This is a genomic window from Pseudomonas urethralis (assembly GCF_021602465.1).
Taxonomy (GTDB): domain Bacteria; phylum Pseudomonadota; class Gammaproteobacteria; order Pseudomonadales; family Pseudomonadaceae; genus Aquipseudomonas; species Aquipseudomonas vlassakiae.
This window is the reverse complement of the sequence record NZ_BQIJ01000005.1, coordinates 70,453-89,853: the sequence shown is the minus strand read 5'-3', so window position 1 is coordinate 89,853 and position 19,401 is coordinate 70,453. Positions and strand designations below refer to the sequence as shown.

The following is a 19,401-nucleotide window of genomic DNA, read 5'->3' as shown; positions in this document are numbered from 1 at the left end:
TATGCTTGAGCCCTATCTTCAGATGCAATACGAAAATTCACATTGGTGATCCATAGATGGACTTCAAAGACTACTACAAGATACTCGGCGTAGAGCCCACGGCGGACGAGAAGGCGATCAAGGCCGCGTACCGCAAGCTGGCGCGCAAGTATCACCCTGACGTCAGCAAGGAACGCGACGCCGAGGAGAAATTCAAGGAGGCCAACGAGGCCTACGAGGTGCTGGGTGACGCGCAGAAGCGCGCCGAGTTCGACGAAATCCGCAAGTACGGCGGCCAGCATGGCCGGCCGTTCCAGGCGCCCCCGGGCTGGCAGAGCCGTGGCGGCGCAGGTGGCGCTGGCGGCGGCTTCGAAGGCGGCGACTTCTCCGACTTCTTCAGCTCGATCTTCGGTGCTCGCGGCGGTAACCCGTTCGGTGGTGGCGGCCGGCAACAACAACGCAGTGCCGGCAGGCGGGGGCAGGACGTGGAACTTGAACTGGCGATCTTCCTGGAAGAAACCCTCAGCAAGGAATCCAAGCAGATCAGTTTCCAGGTGCCGCAGACCAACGCGGCCGGCCAGCGCACCGGGTTCACCACCAAGACCCTGAACGTGAAGATCCCCGCCGGGGTCACCGACGGCGAGCGCATCCGCCTCAAGGGCCAGGGCGCCCCGGGTGTTGGAGGTGGTGCCAACGGCGACCTGTTCCTGACCGTGCGCATGGCGCCGCATCCGCTGTTCGATGTCGAAGGCCATGACCTGATCATCACCGTGCCGCTGGCGCCGTGGGAGGCTGCCCTGGGCACCAAGGTGGCGGTGCCGACGCTGACCGGCAAGATCAACCTGACCATCCGCCCCGACAGCCAGAGCGGCCAGCGCCTGCGCGTGCCGGGCATGGGCCTGGCGAACAAGCACGGCGAGCGCGGCAACCTCTATGCGCAGCTGAAGGTGGTGATGCCGCCGGCCTCCGACGCTGCCACCCGTGAACTGTGGACCCAGCTTTCCGAGAAAGCGGCGTTCGACCCGAGGACACAATGGAGTAAATGATCATGAGCAGCACCCTGATCGTTCAACTGGACATGCGTACCCTGTGTCAGGAAGCCGATATCACGGCTGACTGCGTGATCGAGATCGTCGAGCACGGCATTGTCGAACCTTCCGGGCGAACGCCGGAGGACTGGTTGTTCGACGATCAGGCGCCGCTTTTGGCCAAGCGCGCGGCGAAGCTGCACAAGGAGCTGGAACTGGAGTGGGAAGGGGTGGCGCTGGCGCTGGATCTGCTGCAGGAGGTGCAGCAACTGCGCAGCGAGAACAGCATGCTAAAGCAGCGGTTGGGAAGATTCACCCAGATGTAAGCCGCTTTTATTGGCCCTCTGTAGGAGCGGCCTTGCGTCGCGAAAGGGCTGCAAAGCAGCCCCATATTTTTGCCCAACTGCAAGATTGCCGGGGCTGCTGCGCAGCCCTTTCGCGACACAAGGCCGCTCCCACAAGGGATCGCATTTCAGGTTGGTTCGGCACCGGGATTCAGCACCAGCTGCATGAAGGTCAGATCCAGCCAGCGGCCGAACTTCACCCCCACCTGCGGCATCTGCCCGCTCACCACGAAGCCCAGCCGCTCATGCAGGCGTACCGAGGCGGCATTGCCGCTTTCGATGGCCGCGACCATCACATGCTTGCCGCAGCCACGGGCGCGCTCGATCAGCGCCGCCATCAGCACCGGGCCCAGGCCCTTGCCACGCTGGTCGCTGCGCACATACACCGAGTGTTCCACGGTCAGGCGAAAACCTTCGAACGGCCGCCAGTCGCCAAACGACGCATAACCCAGTACGCCGGTGTCATCCACGGCCACCAGGATCGGGTAACCCTGCTGCGCCCGTGCTTCGAACCAGGCCTGGCGGTTGGCCAGGTCCACCGGGTTCTCGTTCCAGATCGCCGTGGTGTTACGCACGGCGTCATTGTAGATGTCGAGGATGCCCGGCACGTCGGTGGCCAGGGCATCGCGGATTTCGTAACTCATGACAGCGTCTCGCAGGGTCGTTGGATGCAGATTAAATGGTTACCAGCCCCCGCACACCTTCGGCTTGCATGTTTTCACCGCGGCCACGCTGGATGATCTCGCCCCGGGCCATGACCAGGTACTGGTCGGCCAGTTCCTCGGCGAAGTCGTAGAACTGCTCGACCAGCAGGATCGCCATGTCGCCGCGTTCGGCCAGACGGCGGATCACCGCGCCGATTTCCTTGATCACCGAGGGCTGAATGCCTTCGGTCGGTTCGTCGAGAATGAGCAACCGCGGGCGGCTGGCCAGGGCCCGGCCAATGGCCAATTGTTGCTGCTGGCCACCGGACAGGTCGCCGCCGCGGCGTTGCTTCATCTGCTCCAGCACCGGGAACAGTTCGTAGATGAAAGCAGGTACTTCCCGAGCCTCGCGGGCCGGGAAGCGTGACAGGCCCATCAGCAGGTTTTCCTCGACAGTCAGTCGCGGGAAGATCTCGCGGCCTTGGGGCACGTAGGCGATCCCGGCATGCACCCGCTGCTGAGGCTTGAGTGTGGTGATCGTTTTGCCTTCCCACTCGATGTTGCCTTCGCGGGCCGGCACCAGGCCCATCAGGCAGCGCAGCAAGGTGGTCTTGCCCACACCGTTGCGGCCCAACAGGCAGGTGACTTCGCCGACCTTGGCTTCGAAGGACAGGCCGCGGAGGATGTGGCTGCCGCCGTAGTACTGATGCAGGGTGTCGATTTTCAGCATGTCTTGTCCTTGGTATTGATCAGCGACCCAGGTAAACCTCGACCACCCGCTCATCCGCCTGCACCTGCTCCAGCGACCCTTCCGCCAGCACGCTGCCTTGGTGCAGCACGGTGACATGGTCGGCAATGCTGCCGACGAAGCCCATGTCATGCTCCACCACCATCAGCGAGTGCTTGCCGGCCAGGCCCTTGAACAGCTCGGCGGTGAATTCGGTTTCGGCATCGGTCATGCCCGCCACCGGCTCGTCGAGCAGCAGCAGTTGTGGTTCCTGCACCAGCAGCATGCCGATCTCGAGGAACTGCTTCTGCCCGTGGGACAGCAGGCCCGCCTGGCGCTGGGCCAAGGGCAGCAGGCGCAAGGTGGTCAGCACGTCCTCGATGCGCTGGCGCTGATCGCCGCTCAGGCGCGCGGCCAGGCTGGCCCATACCGATTTGTCGGTCTTCAACGCCAGCTCCAGGTTCTCGAACACGGTCAGTGCTTCGAACACCGTGGGCTTCTGAAACTTGCGGCCGATGCCGGCCTGGGCGATCTGGTATTCGCTCATGCGGGTCAGGTCGAGGGTATCGCCGAAGAAGGCGCTGCCGGTGTCAGGGCGGGTCTTGCCGGTGATCACGTCCATCATCGTGGTCTTGCCGGCGCCGTTGGGGCCGATGATGCAGCGCAACTCGCCGACGCCGATGTACAGGTTCAGCGCATTGAGGGCCTTGAAGCCGTCGAAGCTGACGCTGATGTCCTCCAGGCTCAGTACCGTGCCGTGGCGGGTGTCGAGGCCGGCCTTGCGGCTGTGGCCCAGGCCGATCGCCTCGCGGCCGCTGCCGAGGGTGTCGAACACCGGCTCCAGCATGAATTCCGGGTGAACCGGGGGCACGCCTCTCATGGCTGGCTCCTTTTCTTCAACAGGCCGACCACGCCCTTGGGCAGGTACAGGGTCACGAGGATGAACAGCGCACCGAGGAAGAACAGCCAGAACTCGGGGAACGCCACGGTGAACCAGCTCTTCATGCCATTGACCAGGCCGGCTCCAAGCAGCGGGCCGATCAGCGTGCCACGCCCGCCCAGGGCCACCCACACGGCGGCTTCGATGGAATTGGTCGGCGACATTTCGCTGGGGTTGATGATGCCCACCTGCGGCACGTACAGCGCACCGGCCAGGCCGCATAGCACGGCGCTGAGCACCCACACCAGCAGCTTGAAGCCACGCGGGTCGTAGCCGCAGAACATCAGGCGGTTCTCGGCGTCGCGCACGGCGGTGAGCAGGCGGCCGAACTTGCTCTGGGTCAGGCGCCAGCACAAGTACAGGCTGGCCAGCAGCAAGCCGACAGTCAGCAGGAACAGCACGGCCCGAGTGCCTTGCGCGGTAATGTCGAAGCCGAGGATGGTGCGGAAGTTGGTGAAGCCGTTGTTGCCGCCAAAGCCGGTTTCGTTGCGGAAGAACAGCAGCATGCCGGCAAAGGTCAGCGCCTGGGTCATGATCGAGAAGTACACGCCCTTGATCCGCGAGCGGAAGGCGAACCAGCCGAACACCAGCGCCAGCAGGCCGGGCGCCAGCACCACCAGGCACAATGCCCAGGCAAAGTGCTGGGTACCGGCCCAGTACCACGGCAGTTCGGTCCATGACAGGAAGGTCATGAACCCCGGCAGTCCGTCACCGGCCGCCTGGCGCATTAGGTACATGCCCATGGCATAACCGCCGAGGGCGAAGAACAGGCCGTGGCCCAGCGACAGCAACCCGGCATAGCCCCAGACCAGGTCCAGGGCCAGGGCAACGATGGCGTAGCAGAGGATCTTGCCGAACAGGGTCAGGGTGTACGCCGAGACCTGCAGCGCGTGGCCCGCCGGCAGCAGCGACAGCAGCGGCAGGGTCACCAGCAACAGAACGACGACCGCGCCGATGGCCAGCGACAGCCGTGGCCCGGCTTTTTGCGTAGCGGTGACAAGCAGTGGCTGGTTCATCAGTCGATTACCCGTCCCTTGAGGGCGAACAGGCCTTGCGGGCGCTTCTGGATGAACAGAATGATCAACGCAAGGATGAGGATCTTGCCGAGCACCGCACCGATCTGCGGCTCCAGCAGTTTGTTGGCGATTCCTAAGCCGAACGCTGCCCAGAGGCTGCCGGCCAGTTGCCCGACGCCGCCGAGCACCACCACCAGGAACGAGTCGATGATGTAGCTTTGTCCCAGGTCCGGGCCGACGTTGCCGACCTGGCTCAGGGCCACGCCACCCAGGCCGGCGATGCCCGAGCCGAGGCCGAAGGCAAGCATGTCGACGCGCCCGGTGGAGACGCCGCAGCAGGCTGCCATGTTGCGGTTCTGGGTCACGGCGCGCACGTTCAGGCCCAGGCGTGTGCGATTGAGCAGCAGCCAGGTGAGCAGGACCACGGCGAGGGCGAAGCCAATGATCACCAGGCGGTTGTAGGGCAGCACCAGGTTGGGCAGCAGCTGGATGCCGCCGGATAGCCAGGCCGGGTTGCTGACTTCGACGTTCTGCGCGCCGAACAGCAGGCGGATGGCCTGGATCAGGATCAGGCTGATGCCCCAGGTCGCCAGCAGGGTTTCCAGCGGGCGCCCGTAGAGATGGCGGATCACCGTGCGCTCCAGGGCCATGCCGACCCCGGCGCTGACCGCAAAGGCCACCGGCAGGGCGATCAGCGGGTAGAACTCGATGGCGCCGGGGGCGTAACGCTGCAGCAGCACCTGGACCATGTAGGTGCTGTAGGCGCCGAGCATGAGCATCTCGCCGTGGGCCATGTTGATCACCCCGAGCAGGCCGAAGGTAATCGCCAGGCCCAGTGCGGCCAGCAGCAGGATCGAGCCCAGCGACAGGCCACTGAAGGCCTGGCCGAGCAGCTCGCCGACCAGCAGCTTGCGCTTGACCTGGGCGAGGCTGGTTTCAGCGGCAGTGCGTACGCCCGGATCGCTTTGCGCGCCGGGCTGCAGCAAGGCTTCGAGGCGGGTGCGGGCCAGCGGGTCGCCGGTTTCGCCGAGCAGGCGCACCGCAGCCAGGCGCACGGTTGGCTCGCTGGCGCCCAGTTGCAGGTTGGCCAGGGCCAGGCCGAGGGCAGCGTGCACGGCGGCGTCCGGCTCACTGGCGAAGCGCCGGTCGAGGAAGGCCATCTGCGCTGGCTGCGCGCTCTTTTGCAGTTGCTGGGCAGCGGCCAGGCGCGTGGCGCTGTCATCGCTGAGCAACTGATGGCTGGCCAGGGCATTGTCGATCAGGCTGCGCAGGCGGTTGTTCAGGCGCACCTTGCGGGTGTCATCGGCGGCGATGCGGCCCTGGCGCAGGTTGTCCAGCAGCGGCAGGCGCGCGGCATCGGGTTGTGCCGCCCAGCTTTCGAGCAGTCGGGCCTGCTCGGCGGGCTTGGCGGTGAGGAAGAATTCGCCCTCGCTGGCCTGGGTTGCCAGGGGGATCAGCAGGAGCAGGGTGAGCAGCAGTCTGAGCATGCGAGTAATCCTGAAAATCGGCGGTGGATTCTTCGCGGGTAAACCCGCTCCCACAGGGATCGCGCCGGTTTCGGACCTTGCACCGTACCTGTGGGAGCGGGTTTACCCGCGAATGGGCCGCACAGCGGCCCCATGCACTCAGTTACCTTTCACTGCGTAATCAGGGCGTTTGTCGTTGCCCGGAATGAACGGGCTCCACGGCTGTGCCCGCAGCGGCTGCTCGGTCTCCCAGACCACGCTGAACTGCCCGTCATCCTGGATCTCGCCGATCATCACTGGCTTGTGCAGGTGGTGGTTGGTCTTGTCCATGGTCAGGGTAAAGCCCGACGGCGCCTTGAAGGTCTGCCCGGCCAGCGCCTCGCGCACCTTGTCGACATCGGTGGACTTGGCCTTCTCGGCGGCCTGTGCCCACATGTGGATGCCCACGTAGGTGGCTTCCATCGGGTCGTTGGTCACGGCCTTGTCGGCGCCCGGCAGGCCCTTGGCCTTGGCATAGGCCTTCCAGTCGGCGACGAACTTCTGGTTGACCGGGTTATCCACCGACTCGAAGTAGTTCCATGCCGCCAGGTGGCCTACCAGCGGCTTGGTGTCGATGCCGCGCAGCTCTTCTTCGCCTACGGAGAAGGCCACCACCGGCACGTCGGTGGCCTTCAGGCCCTGGTTGGCCAGTTCCTTGTAGAACGGCACGTTGGAGTCGCCGTTGACGGTAGAGATGACCGCGGTCTTGCCGCCAGCGGAGAACTTCTTGATGTTGGCGACGATGGTCTGGTAATCGGCATGGCCGAACGGGGTGTAGACCTCTTCGATGTCCTTGTCGGCCACGCCCTTGCTGTGCAGGAAGGCGCGCAGGATCTTGTTGGTGGTGCGCGGGTAGACGTAGTCGGTGCCCAGCAGGAAGAAGCGCTTGGCGCTGCCGCCATCCTCGCTCATCAGGTATTCCACGGCCGGGATAGCCTGCTGGTTGGGCGCGGCGCCGGTGTAGAACACGTTGGGCGACATTTCTTCACCTTCATACTGCACCGGGTAGAACAGCAGGCCGTTGAGCTCCTCGAACACCGGCAGCACCGACTTGCGCGACACCGAGGTCCAGCAGCCGAACACCACCGCGACCTTGTCCTGGGTCAGCAGCTGGCGGCTCTTTTCAGCGAACAGCGGCCAGTTGGAGGCTGGGTCGACCACCACCGGTTCGAGCAGCTTGCCATTCACGCCGCCCTTGGCGTTGATCTCGTCGATGGTCATCAGCGCCATGTCCTTGAGCGAGGTCTCGGAAATCGCCATGGTCCCGGACAGCGAATGCAGGATGCCGACCTTGATGGTCTCGGCGGCCTGGATGCTCCAGCTCAGGCCCATGGCGGCAATGGATGCGCTGAGGGTAAAGGCCTTGATCAGACTGCGACGCTTCATGTGCTCTCTCTCCGCTGAGTTTTTTATGGTGTTGGCCAAGCGGGGAGGGCGTTGCAAGGGGTATGCCTAACGGCGGAAGGTGCGCAATAGAGGGGTTGTGCGAGGTGTTGGGGCGTTTGCAAGGTCCAGCGTGGTGCCTGGTGGATTTGCGTGCACAGGATTGGGGCCGCACAGCGGCCCCCTTGCCATCAGCCGTTACGCACGGCCGAGCGCGGATGACGACGGCTACGCACACCCTGATAGGTCACCGCCAGCAGCAGGAACCAGATCGGCGTCACCACCAGCGCCGAGCGGGTGTCGGCTTCCAGGCTCAGCAGCACCAGGATGAAGGCGAAGAATGCCAGGCACACGTAGCACATGAAACGCCCGCCGGGCATCTTGTACTTCGACGCCTGGTGCAGCGCATCGCGGTGCGTGCGGTATTTCAGGTACGACAGCAGGATCAGCGTCCAGACGAACATGAACAGCACCGCCGACACGGTGGTGACCAGGGTGAAGGCTTCGATCACGTTCGGCACCAGGTAGATCAGTACCGCACCCAGCAGCAGGCAGACGCAGGAGAAGTACAGGCCGTTGGCCGGCACCGAGCGGCTCGACAGTTTCTCAAACGCCTTGGGTGCATCGCCTTCCTGGGACAGGCCGTAGAGCATGCGGCTGGTGGAGAATACACCGCTGTTGGCCGAAGAGGCCGCCGAGGTGAGTACCACGAAGTTGATGATGCTCGCCGCCGCCGGCAGGCCGGCCAGCACGAACAGTTCCACGAACGGGCTCTTGCCCGGCACCACGTCGCGCCATGGGGTCACTGCCATGATCGCGATCAGTGCCAGTACGTAGAACACGATGATCCGCACCGGGATCGAGTTGATCGCCCGCGGCAAGGTGCGCTCGGGGTTCTTCGCTTCTGCTGCGGTGGTGCCCACCAGTTCGATGCCGACAAACGCGAACACGGCAATCTGGAAACCGGCGAAGAAACCCATCAGGCCATTGGGGAACATGCCGCCGTCGTTCCACAGGTTGGCCAGTTGCGCGGTGCGCCCGCTCGGCGAAGTGAAGCCGGTGATCACCAGGTACAGGCCGGTGGCCACCAGGCCGAGGATGGCGACGATCTTGACCAGGGCGAACCAGAACTCCAGCTCGCCGAACATCTTCACCGTGACCAGGTTCAGCGACAGCAGCAGTGCCACGCAGGTCAGCGCCGGTATCCACTGGGGCAGGTCAGGGAACCAGAATTGCGTGTAGGCGGCGATCGCGACCACGTCGGCGATGCCGGTGACTACCCAGCAGAACCAGTAGGTCCAGCCGGTGAAGTAGCCCGCCCAGGGGCCGAGCAGGTCGGCGGAGAAGTCGATGAACGACTTGTAGTTGAGGTTCGACAGCAGCAGTTCGCCCATGGCGCGCATGACGAAGAACAGCATGAAGCCGATGATCATGTAGACGAAGATGATCGACGGCCCGGCCAGGCTGATGGTCTTGCCCGAGCCCATGAACAGGCCTGTGCCGATGGCCCCGCCAATGGCGATCAGCTGGATATGGCGGTTGGTCAGGTTGCGCTGCAGATGTGGCTCATCCGGCGCGTTGGGAGAAGTGTGCGTCATCAAGCGGCATTCCCTTGAAAGGTCAGTCTTCTTGTCAGAGGTAGCCGGCTAGGCTAACACGCTCGTGCCAGATCGGGGCGCGACAGATCGACTCGACTTTTGGGTAGCAGCGATACTCCTGTACCGGCCTCTTCGCGGGCAAGCCCGCTCCCACAGGGACCGCGCTGCCCTCAGGCTTGGCGCAGGACCTGTGGGAGCGGGCTTGCCCGCGAAGGGGCCGGTGCAGGTTAACACTCAGGCGTTGGCCAGCACCCGGCGGCGCCTGACCACCAGGGTATCCACCACCCACATCACCACCATCGACACCCCCACCAACGGGAACATCACGCCCAGCACCAGCATCACCCCCACCGCCGTCTTCCAGCGCGGCAGATCATGACGCAGCGGCGGCACGCCCAGGCCACCCGCGGGCCGGCGTTTCCACCAGATCACCAGGCCGCTCACCGACCCCAGGAGGATCATCAGGCACACCAGCAGGATGACGATCTGGTTCAGCGCACCGAACATCTTGCCCTCGTGCAGCATCACGCCCAGCTCGGTAGCCCGGGCCACCGGGCTGTAGTCGTGCCAGCGCACATCGGCCAGTACCTTGCCGGTGTACTGGTCGACATGCAGGGTGGCGTCATTGCGCGGGTCGTCGGCGAACACGGCGATGGTGTACACGCCTTCGGCAGTGGCCGGCGCGGTGATGCTGTAGCCCGGCTCGACCTGGCGCGCCGTGGCGATGTCTTCCACCTGCTGCAGGCTCACCTGTGGCGCCGCCGGTGCACTGTCCGTCATGTGGTGCCCGGCATGCTCGGCATGGGCGCCGGATTGCGGTATCGGTGTGTTCTCCATCGCCCACGGCACGGTCTGGCGGTGCGCGCTGTTCAGCTCGCGCGCCTCCTGGTCCGACTTGGGCACGTCATTCCACATGGCCGCCGGAAAGCGGTTCCACAGATCGGCGTACTGCTTGCCCCACAGGCCGGTCCAGGTCATGCCGCTGACCAGCATCAGCAACAGCAGGGCAGAACCCCAGAACCCGGTCACTGCATGCAGGTCGCGCCAGAACACTCGGCCTTTCGCCGCGAAGCGTGGCCACAGCACGCCGGCGCCGTTGCGCCCGCGTGGCCACCACAGGTACAGGCCAGACACCACCAGCACGATGCCCCAGCCGGCGGCCAGTTCCACCAGGCGGTCACCGACCGTGCCGACCATCAGTTCGCCGTGCAGGGCGCGGGCGATCGCCTGCAGGTTCTGCTTGCCGTCCTGCTCGCCAAGGATCTTGCAGCTATACGGGTCGACGAACACGTTCAGCTCGCGGCCAGCGTCATGCACCACGAACTGCGCGCTGCGCTCGGCATTGATCGGCGGCAGGTACTGGCCGACATGGCCGTTCGGGTAGGCTTGCCGCACTTCGGCCAGCAGCGTGTCGGCACCCTGCCGGTGGTGACCGGCTTCGACCACCATCAGGTCACGGTACAGCAGCGGATCGAGCTGCGGCTTGAACAGGTAGATGATCCCGGTGAGCGCCAGCAGGATCATGAAAGGGGCGACGAACAGCCCGGCATAGAAGTGCCAGCGCCAAGCCAGGTTGTAGAAGGAAACGCGTGTTCCGCTCATGGGAACCTCCTGTTTGACCAGCTGAAGGGCGCGACCGAAGCCGCGCCCGTTGTTGTTGTCAGAAGCTGAAATCGACCTTGGTCCAGAAGGTCCTGCCTGGCTCGTTCACCGGCTGTGGATCATTGGCCGGGTAGCCGAACCCGGCATTCCCGGCCAGGTTCAGGTGCTCGGCGTAGGTCTTGTCGAACAGGTTGTCGACCCCTGCGCTGAGCTTGAGGTTGCGGTTCACCTTGTAGGCGCCGTTAAGCGAGAACACGCCGAAGCCGGCGCTCTTGTCGAAGTCCTTGCCGACCACGTTGCCCTGGTTTTCGGCGATGCGGTTCTGCGCTGCTACCAGGCGCCACAGGGCCCCGGCGCTCCAGCTGTCGCGGCTGTAGGTCAGGCCCAGGCGGCTTTCCAGCGGCGGCATCTGCGGCAGTGCCTTGCCGTCGCTGCTGTTCTTGCCCCAGGCGTAGGCCAGGGTGGCATCGGCCTTCCAGCGCTCGGTGAGCTTGTAGGCCGCGCCCAGTTCGCCGCCCATGATGCGGGCGTCGATGTTCTGCGCCTGGGAGCTGCTCATGCCCATCATCCCGGTGCGGTAGTCGAACAGGATGTAGTCGCGAATCTGCCCGACGTAGCCCGAGGCCCAGGCGTCCAGGCGCTCGTCGCGGTACTGGATGCCAAAGTCGAGCTGGGTGGTCTTCTCGGGCTTGATGCTGTCGAAGGCGTTCACCGAGCCGGCAGGCCCCCGGTCGGGGGAGAACAGTTCCCAGTAGTCCGGGAAGCGCTGGGCGTGGCCGAGGCCGATATAGGTGGTGGCCGGCAGCGCTGCCAGGTCGTGCTCGTAGCGGATGAAACCGCTGGGCAGCGTATCGGCGCGGGTGTCGCCGTTGGTGACGCTGTCATCGCGGAAGTCGCGGGCCGAGGCGCGGTCCAGGCGGGCGCCGGTGATCAGGCGATCTTCAGCGGTGGCGTACCAGGTCAGTTCGCCGAACGCGCCGTAGTTATGGAAATCGGCGTCCTTCTCCCAGGGCTTGTCCTTGTAGGTGTCGATACCCATGGCGCTGCGTGCGCGGTGCTCGTTGGTCTGCGCGTCAATGCCGCTGACCAGTTGCAGGTCCGCCCAGCGCCAAGTGGCCTTGACCCGTGCACCCAGGGTGCGGCGGTCGACGGCGGCGGCCATGGGGCCGGCCATCATGCCGGTGCCCGAAGGCGTGCGCAGGCTGTAGTTGTCCATCACATGGTCGGCGTAGTTGTAGTAGACCTGCGCCTCGACCTTGTCGAGCACCTCGCCGAGGTTGGACTTTTCAAAGCGCAGGCCCAGGCTTTCGCGCTTGAACTGCGCGCCATCCATGCCACGGCCGGCATAGCGTGCCTCGCCGTCACCCTTGCCCGCAGTGAGTTCGAGCAATGTGTCCTGGTCGGGGGTCCAGCCCAGGGCCACATCGCCGTTCCATTTCTCCCAGCGCGACGGCACGCTGTCGCCGTTGCCATCGTGGTAGTCGTCCGAGTGCGACTGGTTGCCGACGAAGCGCGCATAGCCCTGGCGGTTGCCGGCCGCCGCATCGAGCACCTTGTCGAAGCGGCCGTTGGAGCCGGCCAGCAGGCTGGCGTTGACCCGGCTGCCGAGGGTGCCGAACTGCTCCGGCTCGCGTTCGAAGAGGATGGTGCCCGCCGAGCCGCCTGGCCCCCAGATCACGCTTTGCGGGCCTTTGATCACGGTCAGGCGGTCGTAGGTTTCCGGGGCGATGTAGGAGGTCGGGGCGTCCATGCGGTTAGGGCAGGCGCCGAGCATCACGCCGCCGTTGGTGAGGATGTTCAGGCGCGAGCCGAACATGCCGCGCAGCACCGGGTCGCCATTGGTGCCGCCAGCGCGGATAGCCGAGAAACCTGGAATGGTCTTCAGGTAGTCGGCACCATCGCTGGCCGGCACGGGTTGGCGTGGGTCCTTGGGGTTGGTGACCACGGTCAGCGGCGAACTGGGTGCCAGCGCGGTGATCACCGTCGGGCTCAGCTCGGCGTCGTGGCCTTCATGGCCAGGGGCGGCAGCCAGCGCCACAGGCGCGAGCAGCGAGCCGCACAGCGCGGCGAATGTGCCTCGCAGGGAGGGCGTTAAAACAGGGGTGCAGCCGTACATAATGATTCCAGTCGATCAGTCATGAGTGTGCGCGAAGCCTCCTGGCTCCGGGCGATAACGGGGGTTCAGACGCTGATCGAAAGAGGCGGCGCGCGGCTGCGCGCCCCGGGGAACACGGCCTGCCGGGCATGGCCCTGGCGCGTGGGCGCGGGGAGGAGGGTGGGGGGAACTGCGCTGGCGACACTGAGCGGGCTGAGGGTTTGCGGCAGGGCGGGGCAGTTGAACAGCAGGCTGCAGTAACCGCACTTCTCCCACATCACATGCAGCTGGCCGTCGTTGCCGTGGCCGTGATGGCTATCGCCTGCGGCAGGCTCGGCCGGCATGGACATCGACATGTCCATCGGCATGCTCATGCCGGCGTGGTGGTCCATCGGCATCGACTGGGAAATCAGCGGGCCGATAAAGATCATCCACATGGCGAACAGGCTCAGCCAGCCGCCACCGACGCGCCTGCGTTCAGGGCGGGTGGTACTGCTGAAGCTGTTGCGCGGCAGGCTCATGCTGGCGAGCGCCGGTCAGCGAGGGTCAGTGCGCGTGTTCGTGAGCCTGGGGCTGGTCTGCCGGTGCCTGTTTCTGTACGGCCACGTCGACGGTGATGTCACCTGCTTTCTCGAAGTGCAGGGTCAGCGGGAAGCGCTTGCCGTCGGTAAGCAGGCTGCGGTCCTTGGGCTGCATCAGCATCACGTGGTATGCGCTGGGGGCGAACACCAGGTCTTTGCCGGCGGGCACTGCCACGCTTTGTACCTGCTGCATCTTCATCGCGCCGCTGGCGCTCATGGCGTGCTCATGCAGTTGCGCGTCATCGCTGATCGGGCTGTCGACACTGAGCAGACGGTCATCGGCCTTGCCGTTGTTGTGCACGACGAAATAGGCGGCGACGTTGGGGGCGTTGGGCGGCAGTTGCAGCGACCACGGGTGAGCGATGTGCAGGTCGCCCACGCTGTATTCATGGGCGTTGGCGTAGGCGCCGGGCAGCAACAGGGCAGCCAGTACAAGAGCTTGCTTGAGCATGGTGTGTCTCCGATCAGTGAGGTTCAGGCTGACAGCATGAAGAACTCAGACCAGCGGAGAGGCGCGGGGATTGAGCGCAGGCCAGAGCTGGCGCGGCGTCGGTTGGTAACTGGCGGGTGGTGGCTGGCGCCCGGCCAACAGCGTCGGCGGGTTGTGCAGCTGCGGCGGATAACCCGGCAGGGCCAGCAGCGGTGCAGCGCCCGAGCAGCACCAGCAGTGCTGCATGGTGGTGTGCTGGTCGCTTTGCGTACCGAGGTCGATCTTGGCCAGGGCCTGGACATCGGCCTTGGCCTTGCCGGCCATGCTGGAACAGAAAGCCCCCCACAGCAGCTGCTCGGCCGGGCTTTTGGGCGCAGCAGAAGACAGCGGCATGGCCAGCAGGTTGAACAGCACTGCAAGGCAGGCTATCCAGGCAATGTGCCGACGTGGGGGCATGGAGAGATCCGGTCAGGAATCGTGGGCGCTATTGTACGGCGGAGTATAGGTAAAAATGGCAGGGTGCGGTGAAGTGACGCAGGCGGGGGTGTGGGGCTGCGAAGCAGCCCCGGAATGTTCAAGCCTTGTTGCGGCCCATCAGGCCACGTACGGTCTCCTGCAGATCCGCAGGCAATACCACGACCTTGGCATTGTCGCTGCTGGCCAGGTTCTCCATGGCCCCGACATAGCGCTCACCCAGCAGGTACATGGCCGGCACGGTCTCGTTGCCCACCGCTTGCTTGACCAGGCTGATCGCCTGCGCCGAAGCCTCGGCCAGGCTGACCTGTGCTTCGGCGTCCAGCCTGGCGGCCTGCAGGCGCGCCTCGGCTTCGAGGATCGCCGCCTGCTTGGCCCCTTCGGCGCGGGTCACGTCGGCTTTACGTTCACGCTCGGCGGCCGCCTGGCGCTCCATGGCCAGTTGCATGTTCTGCGATGGCTTGATGTCCTGGATCTCCACCGAGCGTACGGTCACGCCCCAGTCTTCGGTCTGCTCGGACATCGCTTCACGTAGCCGCGCCTTGATCTGTTCGCGGCTGGACAGCGCTTCGTCCAGGTCCATGGCACCGACGATGGCGCGCAGCGAGGTCATGGTCAGGCTGGTGACGGCGAACGAGAAGTTCTGCACGCCATAGGAGGCCTTCTGCGGGTCGACCACCTTGGCGAAGCACAGCGCGTTGGCGACGATCACCGCGTTGTCCCTGGTGATGATTTCCTGCTCCTGCACGTCGAGGATGATGTCCTTGGTCGGCAGTCGGTAAGCGACTACGTCCATGTACGGGATGACGATGTTCAGGCCAGGTTTGAGGGTGCTGTGGTAGCGGCCCAGGCGCTCGACGATCCACTCCTCGCCCTGGGGCACGATACGCACCCCCTTGAACACGGTGATCAGGACGAACAGGGCGATGGCGCCGACAACGATGAGGCTGGTCATGGTGCAAACTTCCTTTTAGATGCTAATTCAGGCCCGGACGACCCGGGCGGTGTTGCCTTCGATGGCGACGAGCCGCACACGCTCGCCTGCCGGGATGTCGCTGTCGGCGACGCAGGTCCATTCCTCGTTGCCGAGCAGCGGCTTCTGGAAACGCACGCGGCCTTTCTGGAAGGGCGAGACGCTGCTGGTCAGCAGCCCGACCTCACCGATCACGCTGTCGGCGGTCCAGCGCACGTCCGGTTGCTTGCGCTTGAACAGCTTGAACCAGAGGAACGTGGTCACCGAGGAGAACAGCACCCACAGCAGCACCTGCATATCCAGTTGCAGGGCGGGGGCGGCCAGGGCGATGAGCGAGACCAGCACGGCACCGATGCCGAACCAGATGATGAAGAACGTGGGCAGGACCAGTTCGAGCAGGATCAGGCCGATGCCGAAGACCAGCCAGATCCACCATTGCATTTCCATATGGGTGACGCCTTCCGGAGGGGAGGGGCAAGTTTAGGGTGAGGTGCGGCAGAAGGCTATTCAGACGACTTCGAATAGAGAGGTGGGAAAATTCTGGTTTTTGCTGGGGTTGCATGAGTAAAGGTGTGGCGGTTGGGGAGGTAAGGCGGTGGAGTTTCGGTGCCTGTCAGATCGAGCGCCGCCCGCGCGGCGCATCGCGGATAAATCCGCTCCTACATCTGTTTCGGGCCAATCCGTCCTGTGCCGCCAACAGGATACGCCTTGGCGCATGGCTGAAGACCGATGAAGCAGCATCAGCGCCCACCGAGATGCATTGCCATGCCAACAAGGCGGTCCCTGTTGGCTTCACAGGAGTGACTGGCCCGAAACAGATGTAGGAGCGGATTTATCCGCGATGCGCCGCGCGGGCGGCGCTCGATCGAAAATTCTACAAAGGACTCAAGGCGTACACCCGGCAAACAACGCAATCTGTCCGAGAAGCAACTACAGATCCCCCCGCTCCTGCTGCCCAGGTTGATCACGAGTGATCATGAAGTCTGAGCCAACATCGTCAAGCGACTCAAGCATCGCAATCAATGCTTCTCTAGTCTCAAACTCACGATCTACGTCAGGCAATACCGGGCGCTTCAAAACCAGTACCGGAACCCCAAGCTCTCGCGCCACCTCCAGTTTCGGTTCGGTTGCCACGCTGCCACTGTTCTTGCTGACCAGCACATCGATACCCCGCTCTGCAAAAAGCCTACGTTCATCGTCTATGCGAAATGGCCCGCGTGCCCCGATGATCTCGCAACGTGAATTGCCAACGTATGATTCCAGCGCGCGCAAGGTCCAGAACTGCTCCGGCGGAATCTCCGCAAGATGTTGCAGCGGCTCGCGGCCCAACGTGAACAGGGGGCGTTTGAACGGCTTGAGCGCTTCGATCAGCCCTGCCCAGTCTTCCACCTCGCGCCAGTCGTCCCCCGGCTGTGCCTGCCACGCCGGGCGGCGCAAGGCCCAGCAGGGAATGCCGGCCGCCCGTGCGGCGCTGGCAGCGTTGCGGCTGATCTGCGCCGCATAGGGGTGAGTGGCGTCGATCAGCAGGGTGATGCCGGCTTCACGCAGGTAAGCGGCCAGGCCATCAGCGCCACCATAGCCACCGACCCGCACCTGGCACGTGAGGTCCTGCGGTACGCGGCCGATGCCGGCCAGGCTGTAGACGTGCTCGGGGCCGAGCTGGCGGGCGATGGCCAACGCTTCGGTGACGCCACCGAGCAGCAGGATTCGGGGGTTCATTGCACGCCTGCCCTGCCAACGATGCCGCCCTGGCGGTCGATGGCAAACACTTCGACGTGCACCTGAGCCGGCACCACGCTGCGGGCGAAAGCCAGAGCATGGGCGCACACCGCGTCGCCCAGGGCGATGCCGGCGGCATGTGCCAGGGCCAGCGCCTGCTGGCTGGTGTTGGCGGCGATGATGGCCGCCTGCAGCTGCGCATCGGCACCGATGTCGGCGGCCCAGCCTGCCAGCTGCGGCAGGTCGATGCTCGAGTGGCGGCTGTGCAGGTCCATGTGGCCTGCAGCCAGCTTGCTGATCTTGCCGAAACCACCGCACAGGGTCAGGCGTGGCACCGGCACCTTGCGTACGTGCTTGAGTACGGCGCCGACGAAGTCGCCCATCTCGATCAGGGCGATTTCGGGAAGGTTGTAGACGCGGCGCATGGTGTCTTCGCTGGCGTTGCCGGTGCAGGCGGCGATATGGGTGTAGCCATTGGTGTGGGCCACGTCGATACCCTGGTGGATCGAGGCGATATAAGCCGAGCAGGAAAAGGGCCGGACGATGCCGCTGGTGCCGAGGATCGACAGCCCACCGAGGATGCCCAGGCGCGGGTTCATGGTCTTCAGCGCCAGCGCTTCCCCGCCTTGCACATTGACCGTGACCTCGAAGCCGCCCGGGTAGCCGCAATCGTCGGCCAGCTGCTGCAAGTGCTCGCTGATCATCCGCCGTGGTACTGGATTGATCGCCGGTTCACCGACTGCCAGTACCAGGCCGGGGCGGGTGACGGTACCAACGCCCTGGCCTGCGATGAAGCGTATGCCGGGTTGCGCCTGCAAGCGGATCTGGCTGTAGAGCAGGGCGCCGTGGGTGACGTCCGGATCGTCGCCGGCATCCTTGAGTGTGCCCGCCTCGGCACGCTCGCCGACCAGGCGGCAGAATTCCAGGCGCATCTGCACCACCTTACCCTTGGGCAGGGTGATGCTCACGGCGTCGTCGCACTGGCCGGTCAGCAGCAGCTTGGCGGCGGCCAGGCTGGTGGCGGTGGCGCAGCTGCCGGTGGTCAGGCCACTGCGCAGGGGCGCGGGCTGCTCGAGGGTCTCTTCACGCATCGAGGGGCTTCACCACGTCGAGCACGGTGATCGGCAGCGCCTGGCGCCAGGTGTCGAAGGCACCCAGCGGCTGAGCCTGGGCGACATGGATCCGGGTCAGTTCGCCACCGTGCTGTTCACGGAAGTGCGCCAGGGCCAGTTCGCTTTGCAGGGTCACTGCATTGGCCACCAGCCGTCCACCGGGGCGCAAGCGTTCCCAGCACAGCGGCAACACGCCTTCGCGGGTCACGCCGCCGCCAATGAAAACCGCGTCCGGGCGTTCCAGTTCGGCCAACGCGTCGGGTGCCTTGCCGCGAACCAGCTGAAGGCCTGGCACGCCGAGGACATTGCGGTTGTATTCGATGAAGCCCTGGCGACTTTCGTCGGCTTCGATGGCGAGGGTGCGACAGGCCGGGTGAGCACGCATCCATTCGATGCCGATCGAGCCACAGCCGGCACCGACATCCCACAGCAACTCACCGGGCTGCGGCGCCAGGCGCGCCAGGGTGATCGCACGCACATCACGCTTGGTCAGCTGGCCGTCATGGCGGAAGGCGCTGTCTGGCAGCCCGGGCACACGTGACAGCGGCAGGGCATTCGGGCTGATCAGGCACTCGATGGCGACCAGGTTGAGGGCGGCGATTTCGCTGTGGGGCCAGTCATCGGCGGTGCCGCAGAGATGGCGCTCGGCCGCGCCACCAAGGTGTTCCAGCACGTGCAGGCGGCTGGGCCCGAAACCGCGTTCGCGCAACAGTGCGGCGATGGCCGCAGGGCTGTCGCCGTCATTGCTCAGCACCAACAGGCGCTGGCCGCTGGATAGCTGGGCATTGAGCGTCGCCAACGGGCGTGCGACCACGGACATCACCTGCACGTCCTGCAGCGGCCAGCCCAGGCGGGCAGCAGCCAGGGCACAGCAAGAGGGCATCGACAGCACCTGCATTTCCGCAGCCGGCACCTGCCGCGCCAGGCTGGCGCCGACGCCAAAGAACATCGGGTCGCCGCTGGCCAGTACGCAGACCGGTTCGCCGCGCAGGGCCAGTACCGGGGCCAGCGAAAACGGGCTCGGCCAGTCTTGCCGCTCGGCTCCGATGCAGCGCGGCAGCAGGGCCAGCTGGCGCGGGCTGCCGATGATCCGCGAGGCACCCAGCAGGGCGCGCCGGGCCTGTTTGCCCAGGCCGCTGAAGCCGTCTTCGCCGATGCCTACTACTGTCAGCCAGGGGGTCATGTGGTGCTATCCATCATCGTGGGTGGGCCCTTTTAGCGGGCAAGCCGCTCCCACAGGATCTCCACAAT

The 19,401-nt window shown here is 65.1% G+C and carries 19 protein-coding genes; 2 read left to right on the top strand and 17 right to left on the bottom strand.

The genetic code is table 11. The annotated features are described in order from the left end of the window. Window positions 1–56: 56 nt before the first annotated feature. On the top strand, window positions 57–1,025 hold the full coding sequence (cbpA, locus tag L6D64_RS10245; RefSeq protein ID WP_176510251.1) for a curved DNA-binding protein: 969 nt from the start codon (window positions 57–59) through the stop codon (window positions 1,023–1,025). Between the two features lie 2 nt (window positions 1,026–1,027). Next, window positions 1,028–1,333 (top strand): chaperone modulator CbpM, encoded by a 306-nt coding sequence (locus L6D64_RS10240; protein ID WP_176510252.1) that lies wholly within the window; start codon window positions 1,028–1,030, stop codon window positions 1,331–1,333. A 146-nt stretch (window positions 1,334–1,479) separates the two neighbouring features. Here L6D64_RS10240 and L6D64_RS10235 read toward each other — a convergent pair whose 3' ends face one another. From L6D64_RS10235 to cbiE, 17 genes are all read right to left on the bottom strand, one after another. After that, entirely contained in the window at window positions 1,480–1,995 is a 516-nt protein-coding gene (locus L6D64_RS10235) for a GNAT family N-acetyltransferase (protein WP_176510253.1), read from the bottom strand. Between the two features lie 31 nt (window positions 1,996–2,026). Beyond that, window positions 2,027–2,725: an urea ABC transporter ATP-binding subunit UrtE gene (gene urtE, locus L6D64_RS10230; RefSeq protein WP_176510254.1), complete on the bottom strand. Its 699-nt coding sequence runs from the start codon at window positions 2,723–2,725 to the stop codon at window positions 2,027–2,029. 19 nt (window positions 2,726–2,744) lie between these two features. After that, complete coding sequence (gene urtD, locus L6D64_RS10225; RefSeq protein ID WP_176510255.1) at window positions 2,745–3,602, bottom strand: urea ABC transporter ATP-binding protein UrtD; 858 nt, start codon at window positions 3,600–3,602, stop codon at window positions 2,745–2,747. After that, a complete protein-coding gene (gene urtC / locus L6D64_RS10220) occupies window positions 3,599–4,678 on the bottom strand; it encodes an urea ABC transporter permease subunit UrtC (RefSeq protein WP_176510256.1) in 1,080 nt (359 codons plus the stop codon). Before urtC ends, urtD begins: the two co-directional genes overlap by 4 nt. Then, window positions 4,678–6,165, bottom strand: coding sequence for an urea ABC transporter permease subunit UrtB (gene urtB / locus L6D64_RS10215; protein WP_176510257.1), 1,488 nt, complete (start codon window positions 6,163–6,165; stop codon window positions 4,678–4,680). The genes urtC and urtB overlap by 1 nt, the downstream gene beginning before the upstream one ends. Window positions 6,166–6,303: 138 nt before the next feature. Further along, window positions 6,304–7,569 (bottom strand): urea ABC transporter substrate-binding protein, encoded by a 1,266-nt coding sequence (gene urtA, locus L6D64_RS10210; RefSeq protein WP_079229882.1) that lies wholly within the window; start codon window positions 7,567–7,569, stop codon window positions 6,304–6,306. 188 nt (window positions 7,570–7,757) lie between these two features. Beyond that, complete coding sequence (cycA, locus tag L6D64_RS10205; protein ID WP_176510258.1) at window positions 7,758–9,164, bottom strand: D-serine/D-alanine/glycine transporter; 1,407 nt, start codon at window positions 9,162–9,164, stop codon at window positions 7,758–7,760. A gap of 234 nt (window positions 9,165–9,398) precedes the next feature. After that, a complete protein-coding gene (locus tag L6D64_RS10200) occupies window positions 9,399–10,766 on the bottom strand; it encodes a PepSY-associated TM helix domain-containing protein (RefSeq protein WP_176510259.1) in 1,368 nt (455 codons plus the stop codon). Between the two features lie 58 nt (window positions 10,767–10,824). Further along, a complete protein-coding gene (locus L6D64_RS10195) occupies window positions 10,825–12,882 on the bottom strand; it encodes a TonB-dependent copper receptor (protein WP_236192410.1) in 2,058 nt (685 codons plus the stop codon). 65 nt (window positions 12,883–12,947) lie between these two features. Then, window positions 12,948–13,382 (bottom strand): DUF2946 domain-containing protein, encoded by a 435-nt coding sequence (locus L6D64_RS10190; RefSeq protein WP_186604733.1) that lies wholly within the window; start codon window positions 13,380–13,382, stop codon window positions 12,948–12,950. Between the two features lie 25 nt (window positions 13,383–13,407). Further along, a complete protein-coding gene (locus tag L6D64_RS10185) occupies window positions 13,408–13,893 on the bottom strand; it encodes a copper chaperone PCu(A)C (RefSeq protein ID WP_176509666.1) in 486 nt (161 codons plus the stop codon). A 45-nt stretch (window positions 13,894–13,938) separates the two neighbouring features. Next, window positions 13,939–14,328, bottom strand: a complete 390-nt coding sequence (locus L6D64_RS10180; protein WP_176509665.1) for a DUF2946 domain-containing protein — start codon at window positions 14,326–14,328, stop codon at window positions 13,939–13,941. Window positions 14,329–14,446: 118 nt separating this feature from the next. After that, a complete protein-coding gene (locus tag L6D64_RS10175) occupies window positions 14,447–15,301 on the bottom strand; it encodes an SPFH domain-containing protein (protein WP_176509664.1) in 855 nt (284 codons plus the stop codon). Between the two features lie 27 nt (window positions 15,302–15,328). Beyond that, the gene (locus L6D64_RS10170; protein ID WP_176509663.1) at window positions 15,329–15,766 is read right to left on the bottom strand and encodes an NfeD family protein; all 438 of its coding nucleotides are present in this window, start codon (window positions 15,764–15,766) and stop codon (window positions 15,329–15,331) included. A 483-nt stretch (window positions 15,767–16,249) separates the two neighbouring features. After that, complete coding sequence (locus L6D64_RS10165) at window positions 16,250–17,038, bottom strand: cobalt-precorrin-6A reductase (protein WP_176509662.1); 789 nt, start codon at window positions 17,036–17,038, stop codon at window positions 16,250–16,252. Beyond that, window positions 17,035–18,129: a cobalt-precorrin-5B (C(1))-methyltransferase gene (locus tag L6D64_RS10160; RefSeq protein ID WP_176509661.1), complete on the bottom strand. Its 1,095-nt coding sequence runs from the start codon at window positions 18,127–18,129 to the stop codon at window positions 17,035–17,037. Before L6D64_RS10160 ends, L6D64_RS10165 begins: the two co-directional genes overlap by 4 nt. Beyond that, entirely contained in the window at window positions 18,122–19,333 is a 1,212-nt protein-coding gene (gene cbiE, locus L6D64_RS10155; RefSeq protein WP_176509660.1) for a precorrin-6y C5,15-methyltransferase (decarboxylating) subunit CbiE, read from the bottom strand. The genes L6D64_RS10160 and cbiE overlap by 8 nt, the downstream gene beginning before the upstream one ends. Between the last annotated feature and the right edge of the window lie 68 nt (window positions 19,334–19,401).

Excerpts from the sequence above, each read along its gene's own strand:
- cbpA (WP_176510251.1), top strand. The coding sequence starts at position 57 with ATGGACTTCAAAGACTACTACAAGATACTCGGCGTAGAGCCCACGGCG.
- L6D64_RS10240 (WP_176510252.1), top strand. The coding sequence starts at position 1,028 with ATGAGCAGCACCCTGATCGTTCAACTGGACATGCGTACCCTGTGTCAG.
- L6D64_RS10235 (WP_176510253.1), bottom strand. The coding sequence starts at position 1,995 with ATGAGTTACGAAATCCGCGATGCCCTGGCCACCGACGTGCCGGGCATC.
- urtE (WP_176510254.1), bottom strand. The coding sequence starts at position 2,725 with ATGCTGAAAATCGACACCCTGCATCAGTACTACGGCGGCAGCCACATC.
- urtD (WP_176510255.1), bottom strand. The coding sequence starts at position 3,602 with ATGAGAGGCGTGCCCCCGGTTCACCCGGAATTCATGCTGGAGCCGGTG.
- urtC (WP_176510256.1), bottom strand. The coding sequence starts at position 4,678 with ATGAACCAGCCACTGCTTGTCACCGCTACGCAAAAAGCCGGGCCACGG.
- urtB (WP_176510257.1), bottom strand. The coding sequence starts at position 6,165 with ATGCTCAGACTGCTGCTCACCCTGCTCCTGCTGATCCCCCTGGCAACC.
- urtA (WP_079229882.1), bottom strand. The coding sequence starts at position 7,569 with ATGAAGCGTCGCAGTCTGATCAAGGCCTTTACCCTCAGCGCATCCATT.
- cycA (WP_176510258.1), bottom strand. The coding sequence starts at position 9,164 with ATGACGCACACTTCTCCCAACGCGCCGGATGAGCCACATCTGCAGCGC.
- L6D64_RS10200 (WP_176510259.1), bottom strand. The coding sequence starts at position 10,766 with ATGAGCGGAACACGCGTTTCCTTCTACAACCTGGCTTGGCGCTGGCAC.
- L6D64_RS10195 (WP_236192410.1), bottom strand. The coding sequence starts at position 12,882 with ATGTACGGCTGCACCCCTGTTTTAACGCCCTCCCTGCGAGGCACATTC.
- L6D64_RS10190 (WP_186604733.1), bottom strand. The coding sequence starts at position 13,382 with ATGAGCCTGCCGCGCAACAGCTTCAGCAGTACCACCCGCCCTGAACGC.
- L6D64_RS10185 (WP_176509666.1), bottom strand. The coding sequence starts at position 13,893 with ATGCTCAAGCAAGCTCTTGTACTGGCTGCCCTGTTGCTGCCCGGCGCC.
- L6D64_RS10180 (WP_176509665.1), bottom strand. The coding sequence starts at position 14,328 with ATGCCCCCACGTCGGCACATTGCCTGGATAGCCTGCCTTGCAGTGCTG.
- L6D64_RS10175 (WP_176509664.1), bottom strand. The coding sequence starts at position 15,301 with ATGACCAGCCTCATCGTTGTCGGCGCCATCGCCCTGTTCGTCCTGATC.
- L6D64_RS10170 (WP_176509663.1), bottom strand. The coding sequence starts at position 15,766 with ATGGAAATGCAATGGTGGATCTGGCTGGTCTTCGGCATCGGCCTGATC.
- L6D64_RS10165 (WP_176509662.1), bottom strand. The coding sequence starts at position 17,038 with ATGAACCCCCGAATCCTGCTGCTCGGTGGCGTCACCGAAGCGTTGGCC.
- L6D64_RS10160 (WP_176509661.1), bottom strand. The coding sequence starts at position 18,129 with ATGCGTGAAGAGACCCTCGAGCAGCCCGCGCCCCTGCGCAGTGGCCTG.
- cbiE (WP_176509660.1), bottom strand. The coding sequence starts at position 19,333 with ATGACCCCCTGGCTGACAGTAGTAGGCATCGGCGAAGACGGCTTCAGC.